Origin of the sequence: Anaeromyxobacter diazotrophicus, from assembly GCF_013340205.1 — a bacterium.
Lineage (GTDB): Bacteria > Myxococcota > Myxococcia > Myxococcales > Anaeromyxobacteraceae > Anaeromyxobacter_A > Anaeromyxobacter_A diazotrophicus.
Genome location: NZ_BJTG01000007.1, coordinates 242,856 through 261,917 on the forward strand (window position 1 = coordinate 242,856; position 19,062 = coordinate 261,917).

Consider the following 19,062-nt stretch of genomic DNA (forward strand, 5'->3'; position numbering starts at 1 on the left):
AGCGTGCGCCCCGGGCCGGTGCGCCGGCGCGGCCCCCGGCGCGCGGGACACGCCGCGGCGCGGCGGGGTGTCGCGGACCCCGGGTCGAGAAGGAGAGCGGGCCGCGACCCTGTCCGGCGCTGTCAGACAGGTCCGCTACAGGGTGAGCCCGCGCCGGGCTCGCCGCCCGGTCGGTCGCCCGCGCGCGCGCGGGCAGGGAGAGGGACCTTCATGAGCCAGCCGAGGACCGTCGACGTCGGGGAGCGCTTGCCGCTCCTGCAGAGCATCCCGCTCAGCCTGCAGCACCTGTTCGCCATGTTCGGGGCGACCGTGCTCGTCCCGTATCTGGTCGGGCTCGACACGTCGGTGACGCTCTTCTCGAGCGGCGTCGGCACGCTGCTCTACATCTTCATCACCAAGGGGAAGATCCCGGCCTACCTCGGCTCCTCCTTCGCGTTCATCGGCGCGCTGACGGTGCTGCTGGGCGTGAAGCCGGGCCAGCTCGCCGACGCGTCGCACATCGCCGTCGCGATGGGCGGCTGCGTGGTGGTGGGGCTCATCTACATCGCGGTGGCGGCGGTCATCGCCCGCTTCGGCACCCGCTGGATCGACCTCCTCCTCCCGCCGGTGGTGATCGGCTCGGTGGTGGTGGTGATCGGCCTCGGCCTGGCGCGCGTCGCGGTGGACATGGCGACCGGCGCGGCCGTGGGCGGCTACAGCGCGAGCTCGTTCGCGGTGGCGCTCATCGCGCTCGCCATCGCCATCTGCGCGGCCACCTTCCTGCGCGGCTTCCTGGGCGTCATCCCCATCCTCATCGGCATCGCCGGCGGGTACGCGGTGGCGCTCGCCATGGGCAAGGTGGACTTCTCGCCGGTGGCGGGGGCGCAGGCCTTCGCGGTGCCGCAGTTCGTCCTCCCGCGGCTGACCTGGGGCGCGGTGCTGGCGCTCGGCCCCATCTCGCTCGTGGTCATCACCGAGCACATCGGCCACCTCATCGTGACGAACCGGGTCTGCAACCGCGACTTCTTCAAGGAGCCGGGCCTGCACCGCTCCCTGGCCGGCGACGGCGTGGCGACCGCGGTGGCCGGAATGATCGGCGGCCCCCCGAACACCACCTACGGCGAGAACATCGGCGTGATGGCCATCACCCGCGTCTTCAGCGTGTGGGTCATCGGCGGCGCGGCGGTGCTCGCCATCGTGATGTCCTTCATCCCGAAGATCGGGATGCTCATCCACACCATCCCGGTGCCGGTCATGGGCGGCATCTGCATCCTGCTCTTCGGGATCATCGGCTCGCAGGGCGTGCGCATGCTGGTCGAGGCCGGCATCGACTTCTCGCAGAAGCGCAACCTCATCATCGCCTCCGTCATCCTCGTCATCGGGATCGGCGGGGCGCACGTCCAGCTCGGCGGCGTGGAGTTCTCCGAGATGCCGCTCGCCACCTACGTGGGCATCCTCCTCAACCTCGTGCTGCCGCGCTCGAAGGAGCTCGAGGGGAACGGGGAGGGCAACGGCCTGCCGGCCGCCGCGCTCGACGCGCCGGACGTGTAGCGCCCCGGCGGGAGGCGGGGACGGCGCACCGTCCCCCGCCTCCCCCTACAGCGGCCGACATGTAGTTACCCAGGGTAAAAAGAGACCTGCGGCCGGATTGCTTCACTTGCTCGGGTGTCGTGTATCGTGGCGGCTGGCGGATTTCCGGCGCGGGGGGCGACGGAACGCCGGCTGCACGGAGAGTGAGCCCCGGCGCGCGAGCGCCAGCAAGAGGAGCGCATGGCCCTGATCGGTGACTTCAACGACACCCCCTTCGCCGACCTGATCCAGCTGTACGCGGGCAGCGGTCAGACCGTCGCGGTGACGATCAACCTCCCCGACGGCAAGGGGGAGGACGGCGTCTTCTACGTCGAGAACGGCGACGTGGTGGACGCGTGGCTCGGCGACGCGCACGGGCGCGACGCCGTGCGCCAGGCGCTGCGGCTCGACCGCGGCTCGTTCATCGTGGAGCAGGACGTCCGCGCCGCGGAGCGCACGCTCTCCATGCCCTGGCGCCAGCTCCTCATGGAGGAGGTGGTGCGCATGGACGAGGAGCGCCGGCGCGGCGGTGCGGCCGCGCGCAGCGGCCGCGGCGCGGGGCAGGCCTCCGGGGCCACCCCCGGCGCGTCCGGGGCGCTGCCGCTCCCGGGCGCGACTCCGCGCACGCCCCCGGCCATCCCGCTGCAGGCGGCGTCCGGCGCCGGCTCGGTCCCGCGGCTGACGCCCACCAGGCCCTCCGCTCCGCCGTCCGCCACGCCCGCCTCGCCGGCGCGCCCCACGGCGGCTGGCGCCACGCCGGCGCCGGGCCGGCCCGCCTCCGGCGGCGGCGGGCTCCGCGCCGGGGCGATGGTGGCCATCGCCGCGGTGGTGGTCGGCGCCGCGGGCGCCGGCTTCTTCCTCCTGCGCGGCCGCGGGAGCGCCACGGTCGAGGCGCGCCCCGCCCCCGCCGCGGGGGCTGCCCAGGCGGCCGCGGAGGTCCCCACCCTGACCTTCGGGATGGTCTCGCCGCTCTCCGGGCCCGACAAGGATCTCGGCCGCGGCATGAAGGCCGGCGTCGAGCTCGCGTTCGCCGCCGCCAACGAGGCGGGCGGCGTGCACGGCCGCCGGCTGGCGCTCGTCGCGGTGGACGACGGCAACGACCCCGCGCGGGCCGCCGAGGCCATGCGGGAGCTCACCGAGCAGCGCAAGGTCTTCGCGGTGGTGGGCAACGCGGGCACCGCCACCGCGGGCGCCGCCGTGCCGGTGGCGCTCGAGCGCAAGGTCCCGTTCATCGGCGCGCTGGGCGGCGCCCCCGCGCTGCGCAGCGACCCGCCCCAGCACGACGTGTTCGTCTACCGGCCGAGCCTCAGCGAGGAGGCGGCCGCGGCGGTGCGCTACCTCGTCGAGGTGCGGCGGCTCGACCCGGGCGACATCGCGGTCTTCGCCCAGGACGACGAGTCGGGCCAGGCCGGGTGGACCGGGGCGGCGCAGCAGCTCAAGAGCTACGGGCGCGACCCCGCGCAGACGGTGCGCGTGAGCTACCGGCGCAACACCGCCGAGGTCGACGGGGCCGTGGAGCGGCTCCGCGCCATGGGCGCGCACCTCAAGGGCGTGGTGATGGTCGCCGCGCACCGGCCGGCGGCGCGCCTGGTGGAGAAGGTCATCGCGTTCGCGCCCGGGACCGTCTTCACCGACACCTCGTCGGTCGACGTGGCGCAGCTGGGTGAGGAGCTGGTCGGCTCGCGCGTGGGCCTCGCCGACAACGTCGTCGTGACGCAGGTGGTGCCGCTCCCCACCTCGCGCTCCTCGGCCGTGATGCGCTACCGCGCGCTGCTCGAGAAGTACGCGCTGGGCGAGACGCCGGGGGCGCTCTCGCTGGAGGGCTGGATCGTCGGCACCCTGGTGGTGAAGGCGCTCGAGGCGGCGGGCCGGGACGCGGATCCCGAGAAGCTCGTGGCGGCGCTCGAGGGCTTCCAGAACCTCGACATCGGCATCGGCGCCCCGCTGACCTTCTCCCGCGCGGACCACCAGGCCTCGCACAAGGTCTGGGGCACCGCCCTCGACCGCAGCGGCGCCTGGCGCCAGGTCGACCTGGAGTGACCGGCCGCCCGCCGGGGGGCGGCCCCGCCCGGTCGGCGAGTCGAGAACTGGCGCGACGGCCGGGACGTGCGTAGTCTGTTTTCAGGCTCGGTCCTGGCGACCGGGTCTTGAGAGCGGCCAGGGCAACGGGAGTTGCCCGGTCGCTCTTTGTTTTTTAGCGATCCGGCATGCTCGGACGATCGAAGCTGCTCGCTCTCCCGCGGCCGGAGGAGGCGCTCCCTGGGCGCACCGAGGCGATGCCCGTCCCGGAGCGCCACGCGGTGCTGGGGCACCCGCTCGCGCCGCCCTTTCCCCCGGGGCTCGAGCGCGCCGTCTTCGGGATGGGGTGCTTCTGGGGCGCCGAGCGGAAGTTCTGGACGCGTCCGGGCGTCTACACGACCGCCGTCGGCTACGCCGGCGGGTCCACGCCCCACCCGACGTACGAGGAGGTCTGCACGGGCCGGACGGGCCACGCCGAGGTGGTGCTGGTCGTCTACGACCCGCGCCAGGTCGGCTACGGCGAGCTCCTGCGCATCTTCTGGGAGTCGCACGATCCGACCCAGGGCATGCGGCAGGGGAACGACGTGGGGACGCAGTACCGCTCCGCGGTGTACGCCTTCGGCGAGGCGCAGCGCCGGGCCGCGGAGGCGTCGCGCGAGGCGTACCAGGCCCGGCTGGCCGAGGCGGGGCACGGCGCCATCACGACCGAGATCCGCGACGCGCCCGAGCTCTACTACGCCGAGGGGTACCACCAGCAGTACCTGGCGAAGAACCCGGACGGCTACTGCGGGCTGGGCGGGACGGGCGTCGCCTGCCCCTCGTCGGTCTTCTCGTCGCCGCCGGCGGCCTGAGCCGCCTTCCCGGGATCCGCGCGGAGGGGCGCCTCACCGGCGCATGCGCCGGCCGAGCTCCACCAGCCGGCAGACGCGCGCCGCGGCGGCCTCCACCAGCTCGGCGCCGCGCGCCATCGCCTCGTCGAGCGGCATCGCCTGGGCGACCGCGGCGGCGAGCCCGTCGATCCCCTGCGCCAGCACGTCGTCGGCCCCGTCGCCGAGCCCGCCGGCCAGGCACACCACCGGGACGCCGTGGCGCTTGGCGGCCTGGGCGACCCCGACCGGCGCCTTCCCCATGGCGGTCTGGAAGTCGGTGCGCCCCTCGCCGGTCAGCACCAGGTCCGCGCCCTGGACGAGCGCGGCGAAGCCGGTGGTCTCGAGGACGATCTCGACCCCGGGCCGCAGCCGGGCCGGGGTGAAGAAGAGCAGCCCCGCGCCGAGCCCGCCCGCCGCGCCGGCGCCGGGGAGGCGGGCCACGTCGCGGCCGGTGGCCGCCTGGGCCACCCGGGCGTAGTGGCCGAGCGCCGCGTCGAGCTCCTGCACCATCTCCGGGGTCGCGCCCTTCTGCGGCCCGTAGACGGCGGAGGCGCCGCGGGGGCCGGTGAGCGGGTTGTCCACGTCGCAGGCGACAAGCACCTGGGCCGAGGCGAGGCGCGGGTCCAGGCCGGAGAGGTCCACCCGCGCGAGCCGCGCCAGGGCGGCACCGCCCTCGGGCAGCTCGGCGCCCGCATCGTCGAGGAAGCGCGCGCCGAGCGCGCGCGCGAGGCCCGCCCCGCCGTCGTTGGTGGCGCTGCCGCCGATGCCGACGACCAGCTTGGAGAGCCCCGCGTCGAGGGCCGCGCGCACGAGCTCGCCCGTCCCGTAGGTGGTGGTGACGCGCGGGTCGCGCCGCTCCTTCGGCACGAGCGGCAGGCCGGAGGCGGCGGCCATCTCGATGACCGCCGTCGCGCCGTCGCCGAGGACGCCCCAGCGCGCCCGCACCGGCTCCCCGAGCGGACCGCGGACGGTCCGCTCCTCGAGCCGGCCCTGGGTGGCGGTCACCAGCGCCGCCACGGTCCCCTCGCCCCCGTCGGCGATGGGGACCTTGCGCACCTCGGCGTCCGCCCAGACGGCGCGGGCGCCGCGCTCCATCGCCTCCGCCACCGCCAGGGCGGAGAGGCTGCCCTTGAACGAGTCGGGCGCGATGACGATCCGCATGGTCCGCCTCCAGGCGCGCCGGCGCGCGCTACGGCACGAGCTGCGGCGCCGCGAAGGCGCAGAGCCACACCATCGCGGCGACCACCACCAGGTAGACCACGGTGTACTTGATGGTCTGCCGCATGATCCGGCCCTCCTGGTTGAGGAGGCCCACCGCGGTGGCGGCGATGACGATGCTCTGCGGCGAGATCATCTTACCGGCCGGGCTGCCGGCGTTGCCGCCCGAGGCCATGAGGACGTCCGAGAGGCCGAGCCCGTGCGCCGTGAGCTTCTGCAGGTTCCCGAAGAGCGCGTTGGAGGAGGTGTTGGACCCGGTGAGGAAGACGCCGATGGTGCCGAACACCGGCGAGAGCACCGGGTAGACGTGCGCCGAGACCACGCTGACGATGCTGTTCGCCATCGTGTTCACCATCGAGATCTGCTTCACCCCGAGCGTGCCCCACACGGCGAGCTTGGTCTTGGGGTCCACGATGGGCAGCGCCAGGTTCATCACCTCGGAGATGGAGAGGATCGAGGCGACGGCGATGAAGGACGGGATCATCTGCTTGAAGGTCTTCCCGAACTGCTCGCCGTAGCGGCGCATCGGGATGCCGAGGAAGGGGAACGCGAGCAGGCCCGCGATGAGCATGATGGTGCCGGGCGTCTGCAGCCAGGCGAACTTGTAGAGCTTGCCCGGGTTGTAGAGCTGCGCCTGCACCAGCATCCACTCGAAGCCCTTGGCGCTGCCGTTGAAGTAGCGCTTGGTGGCGTCGAGGTTCACCAGGATGACGAGCACCGCCAGGAGCAGGTACGGCAGCCAGGAGAGGAACAGCTCGCGGGGGTGGAACTCGCGCGGGCGGGACGTGGCCGCGCTCTCGCCCGGGAAGAGCCAGGGGTCCTTCTTCATGGCGCGGGAGAGGTAGAGCGCGGTGGCGGTGAGGCAGACGAGCGAGGCGATGACGTCGGTGAGCTCGGCGCCGACCCAGTTCGAGACCACGAGCTGGGTGGCGGCGAAGCTCAGGCCGGTGACCAGGACGGCCGGCAGCGCGCCCTTGAGGCCGCGCCCGCGCGACATGGCGAAGACGGTGAGGAAGGCCATGAGGAACGACATCGGGGCCATGAGGCGGCCCGACATGGCCGAGAGCTTCATGAGGTCGAGCTGGGTGGTGCCCGCCAGCGTGACGGTCGGGATGGCGAGCGAGCCGAACGGCACCGGCCCGGTGTTGGCGACGAGGCACACCAGCGCCGCCATCATCGGGTCGTAGCCGAGGCCGACCAGGATGCTGGCCGGGATCGCGACCGGCGCGCCGAAGCCGCAGATGCCCTCCAGGAAGGCGCCGAACCCGAAGCCGATGAGGAGCGCCTGCGCCCGCCGGTCGACGGTGAGGTTCGCCATGGCGCCCTGCATCTTGTCCATCCAGCCGGTCGCCTTGAGCGTGTTGTAGACGACCAGGGCGCCGAACGGGATGTACATGATCGGGAAGATCCCGAAGAGCGCGCCCTGCAGCGCCGCGAGCAGCGTCACCCCCAGCGGAAGCTGGAAGACCGCGATCGCGACGAGCACGGTGACGACCCAGGCGATCGGGGCCACCTTGACCGCGGGCTTCATCAGGATGGGGAGGCCGACGAGCAGGACGAGGAGCGGCAGGGCGGCGGCGAATGCGGCCATGGAGGAGCCTCTCTCTGGCGCGAGGAGCGCGCGTTGGAGCCCGGAGCGTAGCAGACGGCTCCGGCGCGTGGTGGTGCTGACATGCCCGCACACCGCGCGACTTCTTGCCCCACGCCCGCGGGGCTGCCGCGCGGACCCGGACCAGCCTACGCTCGCGGCGCGGGGTCGTGACGGAGGGTGCCGTGGGGCCGAAAGACGTCCAGCTGCTGGGCCGGGTCGCGCTCGAGCGCGCGGTCCGGCTCGGCGATATCGCGCCGGAGGCCCCCGCGCCGGCCCCGGCCGCCGACGCGGACGTGCGGTGCCCCGGCTGCGGCGCGAGCCTGTGCGACGCGACCCGGCGCGCGCTGTTCGTCGGGATGGTGCTCCGGTGCGGCTGCGGAGAGAAGGCGCGCGTGGAGCGCGCCCCCTAGAAAAAATCCAGGAGGCGCCGGCGTCCTGGCCGGCACCTCCTGGTCCCCCGCAAAGCTGCCCGCGACCGCGCGCTACGCCCGCGCCGCCCGCCGCCGCGCGATCTCGCGCTCCACCTCCGCCAGCCGGTCCTCGGCGGAGGGGCGCCGGGCGCCGCCCTCGGCCCGCTCGGCGCGCGCGCCGGTGAGGTGCGCCTCGCCGGGGACCCACCCCGGCGCCATCGTGGCGGCGACGCCCTCGGCGGAGGCGCGGAAGCCGGCGGTGACCGGCCGCAGCGCGGCCGAGGCCGCCAGGTAGAAGCCGACGAAGGGCAGGAACATCAGGAAGGCGGCGCCCATGGCCGGGGCCACGACGAGCGCGAGCAGCAGCGGGATCCGCAGGTACCGCTCGCCGGGCTCGCCGGGGAGCGTCTCGCCGTCCACCGCGACCGGGTGGAGCGACCAGCGCTTCGCGCTGAAGTAGTAGCCCTTGCTCGCCGTCGCGCCCGCCTCGATCCTCGTCATGACCCGTCCTCCTCGTCCCGGCGCCCCGTGCGCCCTGGGTTCAGCTCGACGATGACAGTGTCGCGCGTCCGCACCCGCCGCGAAATCGGTCCGATCACCCAGGGTGCGAGGAGAGTGTCCGGTCCGCGGCGGCGGCGATGGCCGAGCCGCGGGCGCGCGGAGTCCCGAGGCGGGCCTCGGGAGTTCACCCGAGGTCCCCGGGGACCGCCGCCGGACCGGCCCGAAAAACCGCGCTTGCGCTGGCAGTTGCGTGCAGTAAGGAGGGGAGCGCCGGCCGGCGCCCGGCCGCTCGCACGGAGGACACATGTTCAGGGCCATCCTGGTCGAGAAGACGGCGTCCGGCAGCGCCGCGCGGCTCACGGAGCTGGACGACGCGCAGCTCCCCGACGGCGACGTGACCGTGCGCGTGGAGTGGTCGACGCTCAACTACAAGGACGCGCTCGCCATCACCGGTCGTTCACCGGTGGTGAGGAAGTTCCCCATGGTGCCCGGCATCGACGTGGCCGGCACGGTGGAGGCGAGCCGCGCGCCGGGGTTCGCGCCGGGCGACGCCGTGGTGCTGAATGGCTGGGGCCTCGGCGAGACGCGCTTCGGCGGGCTGGCCGAGCGGGCGCGGGTGGAGGCCGAGCCGCTGGTGAAGGTGCCGCCGCCGTTCGGGACCCGCGAGGCGGCCGCCATCGGCACCGCCGGGTTCACCGCCATGCTCTCGGTGCTGGCGCTGGAGCGGCACGGGGTCACGCCGGACCAGGGCGAGGTGCTCGTCACCGGGGCCGCCGGCGGGGTGGGGAGCGTCGCCATCGCCTTGCTGGCGCGGCGCGGATTCGCGGTGGTCGCCTCGACCGGCCGGCCGGCCGAGGCCGACTACCTGCGCGGCCTCGGCGCCGCGCGCGTGATCGACCGCGCCGAGCTGGCGGCGCCGGGCAAGCCGCTCGGAGCCGAGCGCTGGGCGGGCGCCATCGACGCGGTCGGCAGCCACACGCTCGCCAACGCCTGCGCCCAGACCCGCGCCCACGGCGCGGTCGCCGCCTGCGGCCTGGCCGGCGGGATGGACTTCCCGGCCACAGTGGCGCCCTTCATCCTGCGCGGCGTCGCGCTGTACGGCATCGACAGCGTGCGCGCGCCGCCCCCCCTGCGGCGCCAGGCGTGGGCGCGGCTCGCGGCCGACCTCGACCCGGCCAAGCTCGCCGCGCTCACGACCGAGATCGGGCTGGCGGACGCGCTCGCCGCCGCGCCCGGGCTCCTCGCCGGCCAGGTGCGCGGCCGGATCGCGGTCGACGTGCGCCGTTGACGCCCAGCGGTGCCGAATGGGCGCGGAGGTCGCACCCGCGCTCCTTGCGCCCGCGCGCACCCCAGCGGAAGCTGCTGCCGATGGCGGTCCGAAAGGTGGGGTCGAGCCGCATCCTGCGCGAGATCGGGCGGGGCGGCATGAGCGTCGTGTACGAGGCCTACCAGGAGGGCCTCGACCGGCGCGTGGCGGTGAAGGCGTTCCAGCCGGGGCACACGCCGTCGAAGGACCTGGTCGAGCGGTTCCGGCGGGAGGGGCGGGCGTACGCCCAGATGCGCCACCCGGCGCTGCTCGCGGTGCACGACCTGGTGGAGAAGGACGAGGGGCTCTTCCTCGTCACCGAGTTCGTGGACGGGGCCGATCTGCAGAAGCTGCTCTCCGCGGGGGGGGCGCTGCCGGTCGCGTGCGTGGCGGCCATCGGGGCGCGGATGGCGGACGCGCTCGAGTGCGTGCACGAGCACGCGCTCGTCCACCGCGACGTGAAGCCCTCGAACGTGATGCTGTCGCGGGCGGGCGAGGTGAAGCTCATGGACCTCGGCATCGCCAAGGATCCGCTCGCCTCGGAGATCACCCGCACCGGCGCGGTGGTGGGGACGCCGGCCTACGTGTCGCCCGAGATGCTCGAGGGCGAGCAGGCCACCGAGCACAGCGACATCTGGTCGACCGGGGTGATGCTCTACGAGCTCGCCGCCGGGCGCCGGCCGTTCCAGGGCGACACGTTCGCCGAGCTCTTCGCGGCGGTGCGCAAGAAGCGCCTGCGCCCGGTGCGCGACGCCGCGCCCGAGGTGCCGCGGCGGCTGGCCCGCGCCATCGAGCGCTGCCTGGAGAAGCGCCCCTCGCGCCGCTGGCCGTCGGCCGGGGCGCTGGCCCGGGAGCTCGAGGCCTGCGCCGAGCGGCTGCTCGGCGGCGCGCCGGCCGAGGAGGTGCTGGCGGCGCTGCTCAGCGACCGGGGCCTCACCGAGGAGGCGCGCAGCGTGGCGGTGCGCTCCACGGTGCTGTCGCGGGCCTCGGTCGCGGACGCGCCGGCCGCCCCGAGCTCGCGCGGGCTGGCGCGCCTGGGGTGGGCGCTGGCCGCCGCGCTGGTGATCGCGGGCGCCTGCCTGGCCTGGGCCAGGCAGGCGCTCTGACCGCCTAGAAGGCCCGCGGCGTCGCGTCCGGCGCCAGCGGCGAGCGGTACGGCTTGCCGCCGGTCGCCCGGTGGAAGTCCTCCGCGACCGCCTGGCACAGGGCGGGATCGCGGAGCAGGTCGACCGCGGAGGCGCCGAGGACCTTGGCCGCGACCAGCATGCCGCGCCGGCCGACCGGGTGGGCGGCGGCGGAGGTCTGCGCCCAGTGGTGCGCCGCGGTGCCGATGGGGCGCACCGCCACGCCGAGCTCGGCCAGCGGCGCGACCGCGCTCACCTCGCCGATGTCGGAGGAGGCGGTCCCGCCGACGCGCGGGGCGTAGGGCACGACGCCGGTCGAGAGCCCCTGCGGTTCGACGCCGACCTCGCGCTGCAGCGCCTGGGCCCAGCCGACGTCCGCGGCGTCGAAGGCCGGGGCCCCCACGCGCTCCAGCTCGCGGTGCAGGAGCTTGCCCAGCGCGTCGTTCGGGACCACGTCGCGGGCCGAGAAGAGGACGGTGACCTTGGCGCGCGTCCCGGTGGCGAGCGCGGCGCCGTCCGCGGCCTGGCGCAGCCGCCCCATGAGCTCCTCGACGCTCTCGCCCGTCGCGTCGCGCAGCCAGTACTGCCCGCGGGTGTAGTCGGGGATGATGTTGGCTTGGGCGCCGCCGTCCTTGACGACGCGGTGGATGCGGGCGGTCGGCTTCACGTGCTCGCGCATGAGCGCCATGGCGTGGTCGAACAGCGCCAGCGCGTCGAGCGAGCTGCGGCCGAGCCAGGGACTGGCCGAGGCGTGCGCCGACTTCCCGAAGAACTCCACGTCCGCCGCGCTCACCGCCAGCCGCGTCCGGTTGACCACCCGGTTCTGGTCGTCGGGGTGCCAGGTCAGCACCGCCGCGCTCTTCGCGAACAGGCCGTCGCGCGCCATGAACGCCTTCCCGATGAACTGCTCCTCGGCCGGCGTCCCGAGCACCTGGATCGTGCCGGGGAGGTGCTGCGCCAGGCGGGCGCGGTTGGCCGCCGCCGCCCCGGCGACCGCGGCGGTGCCGAGCAGGTTGTGCCCGCAGGCGTGGCCGGGCGCTCCGGCCGCGATCGGCTGCTTCTTCGTGCTGCCCGCCACCTGCGACAGCGCGGGGAGCGCGTCGTACTCGGCGAGCAGCGTGACGACCGGCTCGCCCGAGCCGGCGGTGGCGACGAACGCGGTCGGCAGCCCCGGCACGCCGCGGGTCACCTTGAATCCCTCCTGCTCCAGCGCCGCCGCCAGCATCGCGGACGACCGCACCTCCTGCAGCCCGACCTCCGGCGCCTCCCAGATGCGCTGGGCCAGCGCCTCCCACTGGCCCCGCGTCTCGTCGAGGTAGGCGTCGGTCGGCGCCGCGCCGGCCGCGAAAGCGGCGGGTGCGCACAGCGCGGCCAGCACGGCCGCGATCCGTCTCGTCTTCATGACCTTCTCCTTCAGGGTGGACGGCGGCGCGAGCCGTACGGAGACGCCGCCGGCGCGAGGGCATACCCCCGACGGGCTACCGGGGACAAGGGTCACCCGATCAGGTGATTGGGACACCTCGGGTCGGCGCGAACCCGCCGTCCCCGCGTGTCAAAGGCGCTACCCGCAAGGCGGGCCGAGCGGCACGGCCTTTGCGCAGGGGGCTCCCCGTCGCGCGACGGGAGCGCGACGAGCGGGCCGGCTCGGGCCCGAGGAGGACCGCGTGATCAGGGGATGGTTGGCGACGTGGAGGCTTGGGCCGAAGATCGCGGCGTCCTTCGCGATCGCGATCGCGATCACGCTCGGGATCGGGCTCGCCTCGTACCTGTCCGCGCGCAGCATCGCGGCGCACCTGGCCGAGGTGGCCGGCGTGAGCTTCGCGGGCGCGCAGGCGCTCGGCGCGGTCGACGCCGCCCACATGACGGCGGACCGCGCCCTCGGGCGGCTCCTCCTGCCGCGCGCCGATCCCGAGCTCCGCAAGGCGGCGCGGGCCGAGCTCGAGGCGTCGCACCAGCGGCTCGACGAGGCCTGGAAGACCTTCGGGGAGCTGCCGCGCGACGCGGACCTCGAGGCCGAATGGCACCGCGCCGCGGCCCCGTGGGACGGCTGGCGCGTGAGCGCGCGCGCCCTGCTCGCCCGCATCGACGAGCACGATCGCGCCATCCTCGACCGCGGGCAGGACAGCCCGGAGGAGATCGCGACCGACCGCGCCGTGTGGCAGGCCTTCGCCGAGCTGCGGAAGGCCGACGAGGCGGCCTCGGCCGCGCTGGGCGCGCTGCTCCAGAACGAGCAGAAGGACGTGCAGGCGAGCCGCGACGCGGGCGAGCGCGCCGCCGCGGTCGGCATGCTGGTCATCGGGCTCTCGGTGCTCGCCGGCGCGGCGCTCTCGATCGCGCTCGCGGCGCTGCTCGCGCGGAGCATCGGCCGCACCGTCGCGACCCTCACCGGCGAGGCGCGCAAGGTCACCGGCGCCGTCGCGGCGGGGCGCCTCGACGAGCGCGGCACCCCCGAGGCGGTGGACGCCGAGTTCCGCGGCATCGTGGAGGGCATGAACGGGGCGGTGGACGCGACCGTGCGCGCCTACCGCGGGGCGAGCGCGTTCCTCCGCGCCTACGCCGCCGGCGAGCTCCCGGCGGTGGGCGCGGAGCAGCTCGCCGGGGAGTACGAGGCGCAGCGGCAGGACCTGCTGCGCCTCAAGGCGCAGACCGAGCGCCGCAACGCCGAGATCGAGCGCCTGCTGGCGGCCGCCACGCGCGGCGAGCTGGCGGTGCGCGCCGACGCCGCGGGCGAGGCCGGGTTCAACCGGCGCCTGGTCGAGGGCATCAACGCGCTCCTCGACTCCATCCTCGGCCCGGTCAGCGCCGCGACCGAGGCGCTGGAGCAGCTCGCCGCGCGCGACCTGCGGGCCAGGGTCCACGGCGACTACCGGGGCGACCACGCCCGGCTGGTCGGCTCGCTCAACGCGATGTCCGACGCGCTGGAGCGCGCGATGCAGGAGGTGTCCGCCTCGGCCGGCGAGGTCTCGTCCGCCTCGGCGCAGATCGCCTCCTCCAGCCAGGCGGTGGCGTCGGGCGCGAGCGAGCAGGCCGCGAGCATCGAGGAGACCACCGCCTCGGTGGAGTCGGTGGCGGGGATGGCCCGGCGGTCCGCCGAGGCCGCCGCGCGCGCCAGCCAGCTCGCCGAGGGGGCGCGCGGGGCTGCCAGCGAGGGCGCCGGCGCCATCGGCGAGATGCAGCGGGTGATGGAGAACGTGCGCCGCGCGGCGGAGGGCACCTCCGCCATCATCAAGGACATCAACGAGATCGCGTTCCAGACGAACCTCCTCGCGCTCAACGCGGCCGTCGAGGCGGCGCGCGCCGGCGAGGCGGGCCGCGGCTTCGCGGTGGTCGCCGAGGAGGTGCGCTCGCTGGCGCTCCGCTCCAAGGAGGCCGCCAACAAGACCGAGGCGCTCATCCGCGAGTCGGTGAAGCAGGCCGGCGCCGGGGAGCTCACCTCGCGGCAGGTGGCGGAGAAGCTCGCGGCCATCGTGCAGGGGGTGGGGCAGGTCTCCGGGCTCGTGGGCGAGATCGCGGTCGGCGCCCGCGAGCAGGCCGGCGCCATCGACCAGGTGACCCGCGCCATCGCCGACATGGACAAGGTCACCCAGCAGAACGCCGCCAGCGCCGAGGAGTCCTCCTCGGCGGTGAACGACCTGTCCGGGCGCGCGCAGCAGCTCGCCGCCACCGTCGCCTCCTTCCGCGTCGGCGAGACGCCCGGCGAGTCCGCCCGGGCGACCCCCGCCGCCGCCGCGCGCCAGCCGTGGGCGCACCCACCGCAGTCCCGCCGCAGCACCACCCTGGAGAACCACCGATGATCAAGCAGCTCGGCACCGCCCTCTGCCTCCTCGCCTCGCTGGCCGGCCCGGCCCGCGGCGAGGACGTCGTGCGGCTCGGCAACCAGAAGTTCGTCATCTACGGCGCCGTCTCGTACATGAAGGAGCTGGCGCCCAAGTACGGCCTCAAGATCGAGGAGCGCATCTACGACAAGGGCATCGACATGATCCCGGCGCTCAACGCGGGCGAGCTCGATCTCGCCGCCAGCGCCGCCGACGCCGCGGTGGTGGCCCGCGCGGGCGGCGCCAAGACGTTCGTGGTCGCCGGCTTCGCCAAGGGCAGCGCCCGCCTCCTCGCCCGCGCCGACCTGCCGCTCAAGAAGATCGCCGACCTCAAGGGCAAGAAGGTGGGCGTGGCGCGCGGCGGCGCGGTCGAGCTGCTCCTCGCCGCCGAGCTGGCGAAGCACGGCATGACTTGGTCCGACAAGCCCGGCCGCGACGTGACCGTCGTCTACATGCCCTACGGCGAGCTCAACGCCGGCCTCGAGGCGAAGAAGGTCGACGCCGTCATGCAGTCCGAGCCGTACGCGTCGCAGGCCATCCACAAGGGGTTCGGCAAGGAGATGCTGAAGCCCTACGACACCGAGCTCGGCGAGCCGGTGCGCGTCCTCGTCATGACCGAGGCGATGTACCAGACGAAGCCCGAGGTCGCGCTGCGCGTCATGAAGTGCTTCGTCGAGGCCACGCGCGCCTTCAAGAAGGACCGGAAGCTGGCGGAGCGGTTCATCCGCGAGGACCTGTTCAAGGGCCAGCTCACCGCGGAGGGCTTCCGCGACGCGATGGAGAACGCGGAGTTCACCTACGAGGTGTCGCCCCGCCACGTGCAGGTCACGACCGACCTCATGCTGAAGTACGGCATCGGCCGGATGGTGACGCCGCCGGCCGCCACCGAGTGGGTGAAGCTCGACCTGCTGGAGAAGGCGAAGGGGTAGCGCCGCTCGGACCACCGAGCCGTCCGGGGCCGGACTCCGCCGCGCGGAGCCCGGCCCCGCTCGTCTCGGCCGCCGTCACCGCCGGCGCTGCGCGCGCTGCTGCTCCCAGACCGGCCGGTAGTCGTAGGTGGGGTAGAACTCGGTGCGGAAGGCGCCCCAGGCGCCGTTCTCGACGGCGAGGTTCACCTCGCGCAGCTTGTCCGGCGGGACGCGCAGCGTCACCACCTGGCCGATCCCCATCATCACGTACCAGGAGACCACCTCCACCCCGGGCGGGGGAAACCGCTCGTGGAAGCCGCTCCGGTCGAGCTGCGCGTTGATCTCCGGCAGCGGCTTCGACTGATCGTGACGGAGGAAGATGGTGAGGAGGATGGCGTTCTGCGGCCCGCTGGCGGCGCCGGCCGCGGGGGAGGCCGAGGGCGGGACGAGCGGCACCGCCTGGGGAGCGCGCGCGGGCGCGGGCGCCGGCGGGGAGCCCTGGGCGAAGGCCGGGGAGGCCGCCAGGGCGAGCCCGGCGGCGGCGAGGAGGGGCGCCGCGGCGGCGCGGCGTACGGCGGCGGGGTAGGTCGGCATCCCGGTCGCGATAACGACCGGCCCGCTCCGCCGCTCGCGCGAGGTGGAGTCCTCCCGCCGCGCCTGCTAGAACCGGAGCATGCGCGTCGGCTACCTCGGCCCACCCGGCACCTTCAGCGAGGAGGCGCTCTCGCGCTGCGACCTCGCCGGCGGCGCCGAGCGCCGCGACTACCCCAGCATCGCCGACACCTTCGAGGCGGTCGCGAAGGGTGAGGTGGACTGCGGGCTCCTCCCCATCGAGAACTCGCTCGAGGGCAGCGTCTCGGCCACGCTCGACCTGCTCGTGCACCGGCCCGGGCTCCGCATCCGGCGCGAGGTGCTCCTGCCCATCCGGCAGAACCTGCTGGCGCGGCCCGGCGTCGCGTTCGGGGACGTGAAGCGGGTCCTCTCCATCCCCATCGCGGCGGCGCAGTGCCAGGCCTTCCTCCGCGCCAGGCTGCCCGGCGTGCCCCTCGAGCCGGCGCTCTCGACCGCCGAGGCGGCGCGGCTCGCCGCCGAGCGCCCCGACGCCGCCGCGGTCGCGTCGCGCGCCGCCGCCGAGCGGTACGGCCTGGCGCTGCTCGCCGAGGACATCCAGGACGGGGAGGGGAACACCACCCGCTTCGTGCTGGTGGCGCGCGAGGACGAGCGGCCGACCGGCCGCGACCGCACCAGCATCGCCTTCACCCTCGACCGCGACCGGCCGGGCGGCCTGTACGACGTCCTCGGGGTGTTCGCGCAGCGGCACATCAACCTGTCCAAGATCGAGAGCCGCCCCAGCAAGCAGGCGCTCGGCCACTACGTCTTCTTCATCGACTTCGAGGGCCACCGCTCCGAGGCGGCCGGCGCCGAGGCCATCGCGGGGGTGCTGGAGCGGGTGCACGCGCTCCACCTGCTCGGCTCCTACCCGCGGGGCTAGGCCGGCGCGCCCTCGCCCCGGAGCCGGCGCGCGGCGGCGGCGAGGTGCCCGGGGGTCGCCCCGCAGCAGCCGCCCAGCCAGCCGGCGCCGGCGCGGTGCAGCTCGACGAGCCAGCCGGCGAAGGCGCCGGGGGAGACGAGCCGGCCCGGCAGGCCGGCCGAGGGCTTCGCCACGAGCGGGACCCCCACCTCGGCGCGGCAGTCGACGAGCAGCGGCGCGAGCGGGGCGAGGGGCAGGGCGCAGTTCACGCCCACCGCCGCGGCGCCCTCGCGCGCCAGGGCGAGGAGGCACTCGCGGGCGGGCTCGCCGGAGCCGGCGACGAGCGCCTCGGCCTCCTCGCGGAACGCGAACGTCACGGCCGCCGGGAGGCCGGTCTCGCGGGCCGCCGCCAGGGCGGCGCGCGCCTCGGCGAGGTTCCACTGGCTCTCGGCCCACAGGAGCTCGGCCCCGGCGGCGGCGAGCGCCCGGAACGCCTCGCCGTAGCGCGCGCGGAGCTCCGCCGCGGGGGCGGCCTCGCGCTGGGTGGGGCCCACCGCGCCCGCCACCCGCGCGCCCGGCGCGCCGCGCCGCGCGAGCGCCACCGCGCGCCCGGCCAGCTCCGCCACCGGCGCCGCCACGCCCGCGGCGCGCAGGCGCGGCGCCGCCAGGCTGAAGGTGCAGGTGAGCACGACCTCCGCCCCGGCCGCGGCGTGGGCGGCGTGCACCGCGGCGATCGCCTCCGGCCGCTCCTCGAGCCACGCCTCCGGCAGCGCCCCGGCGGGCAGGCCGGCGGCGAGGAGCTCGGTGCCCATGGCCCCGTCGAGGAGGAGCGGCCTCACCCGAGCTCCACCTCCTCCCCGTGCCTCGGCACGGCCGCGCTCCAGCCGCGCGCCGCCAGCCGGTCGCGCACCGCCGCGAGCGGCGCCGGCTCGCCGTGCACGCAGTAGGTCCGGGCGGGCGGGCGCGGCAGGGTGTCGAGCCAGCGCGCCACCTCGTCCCGGTCGCCGTGCGCGGAGAGGCCGGTGAGCGTCGCCACGCGCGCCCGCACCGGCACGTCCAGCCCGTGCAGGCGCAGCGTGCGCGCGCCGTTCTGCAGGCTCCAGCCGCGGGTGCCCGGCGCCTGGTAGCCGGCGAGCAGCACGGTGGTGCGCTCGTCGGGCAGGCGGTGCTCGAGGTGGTGGAGGATGCGGCCACCGGTGGCCATGCCCGAGGCGGAGATGATGACGCACGGCCCCTCCACGCGGTGGATGGCCTTCGACTGCTCCGTGGCGCGGGCGAAGCGCAGGCGCGCCGGGCGGAGCGGGTCGACGCCCGCCGCGAGCAGCCGGCTCATCTCGTCGTCGTGGTCCTCGCGATGCGCCACGTACATGGGCGTGGCGTCGACCGCCATGGGCGAGTCCATGAACACCGGCAGCTCCGGGATCTCGCCGGCCGCCTCGAGCGCCCGCAGCCGGAAGAGCAGCTCCTGGCTGCGCCCGACGGCGAAGGCGGGCACGAGGAGCGCGCCGCCGCGCGCGACCGCCTCGAGGACCGCCTGGCGCAGCTCGGCGCCGGCGTCGCCCTGGTGCAGCCGGTCGCCGTAGGTGCACTCGACGAGGAGGACGTCGGCCGCGGGCGCCGGTTCGGGGTCGGGCAGGATGGGCGCGCCGTAGCGCCCGAGGTCGCCCGAGAACAGGACCCGGCGCGCCGCGCCGCCCGGCCCCGCGAGCGCGAGCTCGACCGTGGCGCTGCCGAGGATGTGGCCGGCGCGGCGGAAGGTGAGGGTCACGCCCGGCAGGATCTCCCGCGGGACGCCGTAGGGCAGCGGCTGCAGCAGGCGCAGCGCCGCCACCGCCTCGCGCTCGGTGTAGAGCGGGCGCGCGTTCGGCGCGTGCTTCGAGTAGCCGCGCTGGTTCGCGAAGCGCGCCTCCTCCTCCTGCAGCTTCCCGGAGTCGGGCAGGAGCAGCGAGGCGAGGTCGCGGGTGGCGGGCGTGCAGTGGACCGGCCCTCGGTACCCTTCGCGCGCCAGCAGCGGCAGCGCGCCCGCGTGGTCGATGTGCGCGTGCGTCAGCACCACCGCCGCCAGCGTGGCGGGGGGGACGGGGAACGGCTCCCAGTTCCTGAGCCGGAGCTCCTTGCGGCCCTGGAACAGGCCCGCGTCGACCAGCACCGCCCCCGCGGGGGTGTTGACCAGGTAACGCGAGCCGGTGACGGTGCCGGCCGCGCCCAGGAAGCGCATGGACGCCATGGAGCCCGGATTCTACAATCCACGGACCACCGCCGCTCGGGGCGCGGCGCCAGGG

Annotated in this window: 16 protein-coding genes; 9 read left to right on the plus strand and 7 right to left on the minus strand. The window is 75.4% G+C overall.

The features are described from left to right. The first annotated feature begins 210 nt into the window (after window positions 1-210). The 3 genes from uraA to msrA all read left to right on the plus strand — a co-directional run bounded on the left by uraA (window position 211) and on the right by msrA (window position 4,418). Window positions 211-1,530: a uracil permease gene (gene uraA / locus HWY08_RS15630; RefSeq protein WP_176066844.1), complete on the plus strand. Its 1,320-nt coding sequence runs from the start codon at window positions 211-213 to the stop codon at window positions 1,528-1,530. Window positions 1,531-1,749: 219 nt separating this feature from the next. Then, a complete protein-coding gene (locus HWY08_RS15635) occupies window positions 1,750-3,588 on the plus strand; it encodes an ABC transporter substrate-binding protein (RefSeq protein ID WP_176066846.1) in 1,839 nt (612 codons plus the stop codon). A 167-nt stretch (window positions 3,589-3,755) separates the two neighbouring features. Next, window positions 3,756-4,418: a peptide-methionine (S)-S-oxide reductase MsrA gene (gene msrA, locus HWY08_RS15640; RefSeq protein ID WP_176066848.1), complete on the plus strand. Its 663-nt coding sequence runs from the start codon at window positions 3,756-3,758 to the stop codon at window positions 4,416-4,418. A gap of 33 nt (window positions 4,419-4,451) precedes the next feature. Here msrA and HWY08_RS15645 read toward each other — a convergent pair whose 3' ends face one another. Beyond that, a complete protein-coding gene (locus tag HWY08_RS15645) occupies window positions 4,452-5,597 on the minus strand; it encodes a glycerate kinase (protein ID WP_176066850.1) in 1,146 nt (381 codons plus the stop codon). Window positions 5,598-5,625: 28 nt separating this feature from the next. Continuing rightward, window positions 5,626-7,245 carry an L-lactate permease gene (locus HWY08_RS15650; RefSeq protein WP_176066852.1) on the minus strand — a complete coding sequence of 540 codons (1,620 nt, stop codon included), beginning with the start codon at window positions 7,243-7,245 and terminating at the stop codon, window positions 5,626-5,628. Window positions 7,246-7,427: 182 nt separating this feature from the next. On the opposite strand from HWY08_RS15650, the gene HWY08_RS15655 reads away from it, so the two are divergent. Beyond that, window positions 7,428-7,655, plus strand: a complete 228-nt coding sequence (locus tag HWY08_RS15655) for a hypothetical protein (protein ID WP_176066854.1) — start codon at window positions 7,428-7,430, stop codon at window positions 7,653-7,655. A 72-nt stretch (window positions 7,656-7,727) separates the two neighbouring features. Here HWY08_RS15655 and HWY08_RS15660 read toward each other — a convergent pair whose 3' ends face one another. Beyond that, window positions 7,728-8,156, minus strand: a complete 429-nt coding sequence (locus HWY08_RS15660) for a hypothetical protein (protein WP_176066856.1) — start codon at window positions 8,154-8,156, stop codon at window positions 7,728-7,730. 304 nt (window positions 8,157-8,460) lie between these two features. Here HWY08_RS15660 and acuI point away from each other — a divergent pair, with 304 nt between their 5' ends. Together acuI and HWY08_RS15670 are read left to right on the plus strand one after the other, a co-directional pair. Next, the gene (acuI, locus tag HWY08_RS15665; RefSeq protein ID WP_176066858.1) at window positions 8,461-9,444 is read left to right on the plus strand and encodes an acrylyl-CoA reductase (NADPH); all 984 of its coding nucleotides are present in this window, start codon (window positions 8,461-8,463) and stop codon (window positions 9,442-9,444) included. 80 nt (window positions 9,445-9,524) lie between these two features. Beyond that, window positions 9,525-10,568, plus strand: a complete 1,044-nt coding sequence (locus HWY08_RS15670) for a serine/threonine-protein kinase (protein WP_176066860.1) — start codon at window positions 9,525-9,527, stop codon at window positions 10,566-10,568. Between the two features lie 4 nt (window positions 10,569-10,572). On the opposite strand, the gene HWY08_RS15675 is transcribed toward HWY08_RS15670, so the two are convergent. Beyond that, complete coding sequence (locus HWY08_RS15675) at window positions 10,573-11,988, minus strand: amidohydrolase (RefSeq protein WP_176066862.1); 1,416 nt, start codon at window positions 11,986-11,988, stop codon at window positions 10,573-10,575. Window positions 11,989-12,250: 262 nt separating this feature from the next. On the opposite strand from HWY08_RS15675, the gene HWY08_RS15680 reads away from it, so the two are divergent. Together HWY08_RS15680 and HWY08_RS15685 are read left to right on the plus strand one after the other, a co-directional pair. Further along, window positions 12,251-14,380, plus strand: a complete 2,130-nt coding sequence (locus HWY08_RS15680; RefSeq protein WP_176066864.1) for a methyl-accepting chemotaxis protein — start codon at window positions 12,251-12,253, stop codon at window positions 14,378-14,380. Beyond that, a complete protein-coding gene (locus HWY08_RS15685) occupies window positions 14,377-15,330 on the plus strand; it encodes an ABC transporter substrate-binding protein (RefSeq protein ID WP_176066866.1) in 954 nt (317 codons plus the stop codon). Before HWY08_RS15680 ends, HWY08_RS15685 begins: the two co-directional genes overlap by 4 nt. A 75-nt stretch (window positions 15,331-15,405) precedes the next feature. On the opposite strand, the gene HWY08_RS21915 is transcribed toward HWY08_RS15685, so the two are convergent. Next, a complete protein-coding gene (locus HWY08_RS21915; RefSeq protein ID WP_176066868.1) occupies window positions 15,406-15,903 on the minus strand; it encodes a hypothetical protein in 498 nt (165 codons plus the stop codon). 79 nt (window positions 15,904-15,982) lie between these two features. Here HWY08_RS21915 and pheA point away from each other — a divergent pair, with 79 nt between their 5' ends. Then, entirely contained in the window at window positions 15,983-16,801 is an 819-nt protein-coding gene (gene pheA / locus HWY08_RS15695) for a prephenate dehydratase (RefSeq protein ID WP_176066870.1), read from the plus strand. Here the strand turns inward: pheA and HWY08_RS15700 are convergent. Next, window positions 16,798-17,619 (minus strand): homocysteine S-methyltransferase family protein, encoded by an 822-nt coding sequence (locus HWY08_RS15700; protein WP_235969658.1) that lies wholly within the window; start codon window positions 17,617-17,619, stop codon window positions 16,798-16,800. The two genes, pheA and HWY08_RS15700, sit on opposite strands and share 4 nt — an antisense overlap. Further along, complete coding sequence (locus HWY08_RS15705; RefSeq protein WP_176066872.1) at window positions 17,616-19,007, minus strand: MBL fold metallo-hydrolase RNA specificity domain-containing protein; 1,392 nt, start codon at window positions 19,005-19,007, stop codon at window positions 17,616-17,618. The genes HWY08_RS15700 and HWY08_RS15705 overlap by 4 nt, the downstream gene beginning before the upstream one ends. Window positions 19,008-19,062: the final 55 nt, after the last annotated feature.